4 protein-coding genes and 1 pseudogene are annotated in these 5188 nt (G+C 55.2%); 4 read left to right on the top strand and 1 reads right to left on the bottom strand.

All coding sequences use genetic code 11. The annotated features are described in order from the left end of the window. Nucleotides 1–318, top strand: a pseudogene (locus ACZYOF_RS42010) (hypothetical protein); the annotation flags it as partial. Between the two features lie 80 nt (nt 319–398). Here ACZYOF_RS42010 and ACZYOF_RS42005 read toward each other — a convergent pair. Next, entirely contained in the window at nt 399–1370 is a 972-nt protein-coding gene (locus ACZYOF_RS42005) for a LysR family transcriptional regulator (protein ID WP_463719416.1), read from the bottom strand. A 375-nt stretch (nt 1371–1745) separates the two neighbouring features. Between ACZYOF_RS42005 and ACZYOF_RS42000 the strand changes: the two genes are divergently transcribed. From ACZYOF_RS42000 to ACZYOF_RS41990, 3 genes are all read left to right on the top strand, one after another. Then, nucleotides 1746–2228, top strand: coding sequence for a PAS domain-containing protein (locus tag ACZYOF_RS42000; protein ID WP_282531508.1), 483 nt, complete (start codon nt 1746–1748; stop codon nt 2226–2228). Nucleotides 2229–2813: 585 nt separating this feature from the next. Then, a complete protein-coding gene (locus ACZYOF_RS41995) occupies nt 2814–3188 on the top strand; it encodes a hypothetical protein (protein ID WP_282531509.1) in 375 nt (124 codons plus the stop codon). A 630-nt stretch (nt 3189–3818) separates the two neighbouring features. Continuing rightward, nucleotides 3819–4859 (top strand): LysR family transcriptional regulator, encoded by a 1041-nt coding sequence (locus tag ACZYOF_RS41990; protein WP_282531510.1) that lies wholly within the window; start codon nt 3819–3821, stop codon nt 4857–4859. Nucleotides 4860–5188 lie beyond the last annotated feature (329 nt).

Here is a 5188-nt window from a genome sequence, read left to right as displayed (position 1 = left end):
GGACTTTCTTCGCAATGCCCACCTCGATATCCCAGCGGCCGTCGAGGCGCTGCGCCAATACTGGATGCCGATCCGCTACGCACGCGCCCGCTGATCACTGCGAACGTGGGAGCTCTTACCGCTTACAGTAGAACGGAGTCGCGTGGAGCCCACGCGCGTGAGGACTTTCCCGAAAGGGACGACGTCAATTGGATGCATCACACTCTTTGCTGGTTTAACGAAGCCGGCGGTTCAACTACAATAGATAAGCGCCCTGTTCACAGCTACACGCTCACCTCGGACGTGCAATACATTCCACCGAAGAAACGGGTGTATTAGATTTCCCAATAGATGCTTGGACGTCGACGGCATTAGCTCAATTTGATCAAATCAACTTTCGTAAGTTGGTTTATGCCTCCTCACTCTTTAAAGGCATCGACGATGAAGTTGCTAAATTCATCAGCAACAGTTGTTTTCGGTCGGGCTAGAAGGCGAATGATCCCCAGATGCCGAACTAATTTCGGGTGAACGAGTGGCCTTAGCTCAAGCCGAAGCTTGGAAAACAGATCGGTTGCGCTTGATGGAACAAGAGCGACGCCCACGCCGGACGAAGTGATTGAAGCCAAAGTGAGAAGCTGACTCGCTGTGAACGAGTGTCGAAGCGAAAACCCGGCTGTAGCAGCCGCAGAATCGACAAGCTCCCGCATTTTGGCCCCTCTCGGAAAGGAAACCAGCGATTGGCCTTTCAAGCGAGAAAACGGCACTTGCTCCAAATTCTGAAATTCATGTGGCTTGGCAAACCCGACTAAGACCTCTTCGGTAATTAGTTTCCTATTTTCGAACTCTGTTGCCGCCTTATCAATTGCGGCAATCGCGATATCAGCTTTTCCACTCCGAATGTCCTGTTCGACCTGCTCCTGGATGCCTTCCCTTACGTGAACTTCGGTGCTTGGGAATTTTTTGTGAAATTTAGCGACCGCCCGATGTAAGCCGCCAGGAACCACAGACATTAGGCACGACACGATGACCTGACTTCTCTTTTGGTTACTATAGCTGGTCATGTTATCGAGCGTGATGTCTATGTCCCCAATTATCCGTTCTGCCATCGCGATGAGGTCAATTCCTGCAGGCGTCAGCTCAACACGCCGAGTCGTTCGAATAAATAGGCTCGTGCCAAGCATCTCCTCCAGCGATTGAATCATCCTTGAAAGCGAGGACTGCGATACATGAAGTTCGTTGGCGGCAGCAACAAAGCTTGCTTGCTTAGCCACGCAAACAGCCGCTCGCAGATGAAACAGGTTTAGATTCAAGTCCGATTGCATTTTTCGTGCTAACCCAGGCGCTTTAAGTATCCGATCTCGGAGAATAATGGCACTTTCGAGCGAGGGCATCAATTAGACTCCAAATCGGACGAGTAGCTGCGCGAATTGCCGCCGCCAATTTCTGCTGAAATCGCGCGCGCGGTGCGAAGCACAATTTTCCCGAGATGCGGAAGCCGCTCCCCACCGAAACGGAGAGTTGGGCCGGACACCGATACGGGCGGCGACGGCTTCCCCGTTTTCGTCAAATACAGGTGAAGCAATGCACCGCAGACTTGCCGATAGCGGGATAATAGCGTAGATTGTGCCATGTACGGCAAATATCAGGAGGCGTGACGTGTTCGGCGAAGCTGGCGAACACGCGCGAGTCGCATTCGGGGGACTCCCTTTCAATGCGCCGGTCGAGGTGCAAGTGTTTTTCGAACCTCAATGATGTAGGAGCGTGCCATGGATGAAAAATTACCAGAAGTGACGCAGCAACGCGTGTTGCCGGGTTGGACGGTCAGTCAGTGGGCGGGTGGGCTGATCGAGCACGCTGGAGTGGGTGTGACCATTCTCGACCGAGAGGGTCGGGTGATGTTCTACAATCAATGGGCCGCGAACAGGCTGGATCGTAAGCCGGAGTACATCGGCAAGGACGTTAGAAACCATCACAGAAGAAAGATCACGAATCCTCGCTTCGACGCGATGCTGAAATTGTTTGAGGAGGGTAGAACAGATCCGGTCCACTACGTGGCTCGCCCGTATGGCAAGATCACCATTCTGGTGACGGTGTCGCCGATAAAGGTCGACGGTGAACTCGTGGGCTACTCACAAATCGTTCTCATGAAGGACGAAATCCAAGAGCTCTTCAGACGCTTCGATGAAAGCGGTCGGGAATCTTTCGAGAAGGATATGCTGCCTGCTTGGCCATTCAGCGGTAACGACTGACAAGTGAAGCCTGTGCTAGCCAAGATCCTATTGGATCGCGCCAAGTACGCGGTCGTAGTGATCGCTCCGACTGGATATTCCTTCAATCTGGACGGAGCGAACATCTGCATGACCTTGGTAACACTGTTCATCGATCAAGCTGTGGCATAGAGCACAGCATAGCGCGGCAGCTAAGGACTATCGGAGTCGCTGAGCTCATGTCGAAAGTGAGCGGCGTTGCGGGAACTGGGTTTGTTGCATCGGCCGTGACCCTTTCTGCGGTCGATCCCTCACTCCTTCCCGGTATCGCTAACCTGCCCGGTATCGATAGGTTCACGAGTGAGTGTAGGAAAATCACGAATTCCATTGGTAATGGTCTCGGGCAATTGTTGTGTCGATCTAGTCGACAAAGCCTCGTGCAACCGCACGCCGGGTGAACGCTGTGTCCAACTGAGAGCCAGGGAGCGGCTGAATATGCTCACGTACTGCGGATCCGTACAGTATTGGAAATGCGATCACATAGGACATCTTAACATAACGGGCTATGGCCTATGCGAAGGTGGACAAGCCGCACGATCCGCAACAGATGAAAGAGGAGAGATCACGGTGACCGACATCCTGATCGACAGACTAATCAATTTCGAGACGGCGGCTGACGGCACTGCGGTCAGGTTGATCATCAAGGATGTTGCCGGCCAGACCGTCGGCCTCCTAATGACGATCGACACATTGTCGTCGCTTCTGATGACAATGCCGACGATAGCGTCGTCTGCAGTGAAACGAGCGCACGGCGACCCGCGAATGCGCATTACTTATCCGGCGGAAGAGTTTCAGATTGAGAAAGGCCCAGACGATCTTCGCATCCTGACGATCGGCACGCCGGATGGGTTCAATGTATCCTTTTCCCTGACCGAAGAATTCTCCTACGAACTCGGAGAGGCCCACCTATCGGGCTTCGGTCAGCACCCTCGGAGGCATTGACTGTCGCAGAAGGTCGAAAGGGATGCGAAGGTCGACGCCGAACGATTCCGTCAGGCGGTTACCCTTTAGGCGAGCACGCCAGCGCTACAGACGCAAGCCCCATGAAATACTCATTCAACAAACTTTGCAAGAATGAGAGCGCCGTAACAAGAACTGCGCTTAACGCCGCGATCAAGCCGCTCTATCTCTAGTCCGCAACAAATCAGGCACAGCAGCGTCACGGAGAACAAGGATGTGCGCCATATTCCCAGCGTCAACTGCATCGCCTAATGGAGCCGATGCGACCGTCAAGGACACCAAGCGTGGCAATGCAAGATTTGGACGATCGGACACGTGTTTCGGATCCTCGGATTGAGCTTGTCCTAGTCTTGGGGACACGACGATACTTATCGCTGGTCTCGCGGTTACGATATTCTACGCAACCGCGACGTTAAAAGGAAACAATGTCGGTCAGAACACTTTACCGCAAGATGAGAAACATTTCCGAAAGGCGCGGGTCGACAATTCCGAGCCGGCACACAATATCTGTTTCCGCGGGAGCTCCGCGACAAACCGCTTGACCATCGCCCCCGCCTGCTATCGCAACGAACTGGAACGATCCGAACCACGGCAAAACTTGCGAGTATGAGTATGCGGCTGCAGCTTTATCAGGTGCGATATTTCTTAGCCCTAGCAAGGACGCTCAATTTTACGCAGGCTGCGAAGCAATGCAATGTGACGCAGCCGGCGCTGACAAAGGCGGTACAAAAGCTGGAGGAAGATCTCGGTGGCACGTTGATTCACCGTGAACGTCACCTCACCCAGCTGACCGAGCTGGGCAAGATGATTTTGCCCACGCTGGAGAAAATATTTGCCGCCGCGGAGGCGGTACGGCTTCAGGCGCGCGGCTATCAAAAGAAGACAATCGCCCCGCTCAAGATCGGGCTGGTGCCGTCAGTCTCCGCCGCACTCCTCACGGAATTGCTCTTGGAGCTCGTCAAGATCATCCCTGACCTTCGAATTGATCTGCGCGAGGCAGACGCCAACGGGCTCGTTGCAATGCTTTTGGATGGCGAGATCAATGCCGCACTCGTCGGTGGCGCCGTGGAGCTACCTGAGCGTATCGATCGCTGGCCCCTGTTCGAGGAGCGATACGTGCTCGTCCTGTCACGGAAACATCCGATGGCGAGGCAGACCGTTATCCCACTCCAAGACTTGCATGAGGCGGTATTTCTCGAAAGGGTCGGATGCGACGTCGCAGGCCGATTCAAGCAGGCTTGTTTTGCCGACCATCCAGGCCCTAAGGTTGTGCACAGGAGCGCTGAGGAAAGGCATCTTCAGCAAATGGCATCCGCCGGTTTTGGAGCCATCCTGGCGCCAGAGCACGCTCCCAGGCTGCCGTCGCTCGCCGCTATTCCAATTGAGGGCGACCCCGTCCGGCGAGAGGTGCAGCTTTTGGCCGTGGCGGGAAGGCAGTATTCGCCAGCGCTTGACGCCTTTATCAAGGTCGCTCGCGTTCGGGACTGGACGAATGCGCTGGGCAAACTCCGCAGCGCATCTGCCACTGGCTCGAAAAAGGACAATGTTGGCAAGGCTGACGCAAAAGGTGCGGGCGCCTTGATCCAAATCACGGGCCCCGGTCCCGCCTCCTCATGCCCGAGCTCGTCACGGGCATCCAACCGTCGTTGCTGAAGTGACGCGAAGTTGTGGATGGTCGGGACAAGCCCGGCCATGACGCTGTTGCAGTCGCCTCGCGTAGCCTCTTGAATTGACTCGTCGCATTTCCGGTCAGGCTCTAAGGGCGAGGCTTAGGGCCATCCAATTCGGACAGGGCAGCAAGCACGATTTCGGTCGCCGCTCCCGTGATGGAGTCCGGCCCGACACACGCTCGACGGATGATCGTGAGCGTCACGAGAGGATCGCCGTGCCCGGCCTTGACTTGCGCGGAATGCTTTGGATTGCCCGATCGGGGTGATTGACGCTGCCGCTGGGCGATGATTGGGTGCTCCCCTCTGAAGGGA

The sequence above is a fragment of the Bradyrhizobium sp. LeoA1Lang genome, assembly GCF_055413685.1.
The sequence above is the reverse complement of the archived record's forward strand: the minus strand, read 5'-3'. Positions and strand labels throughout refer to the sequence as shown.

Excerpts from the sequence above, each read along its gene's own strand:
- ACZYOF_RS42005 (WP_463719416.1), bottom strand. The coding sequence starts at position 1,370 with ATGCCCTCGCTCGAAAGTGCCATTATTCTCCGAGATCGGATACTTAAA.
- ACZYOF_RS41990 (WP_282531510.1), top strand. The coding sequence starts at position 3,819 with ATGCGGCTGCAGCTTTATCAGGTGCGATATTTCTTAGCCCTAGCAAGG.
- ACZYOF_RS42000 (WP_282531508.1), top strand. The coding sequence starts at position 1,746 with ATGGATGAAAAATTACCAGAAGTGACGCAGCAACGCGTGTTGCCGGGT.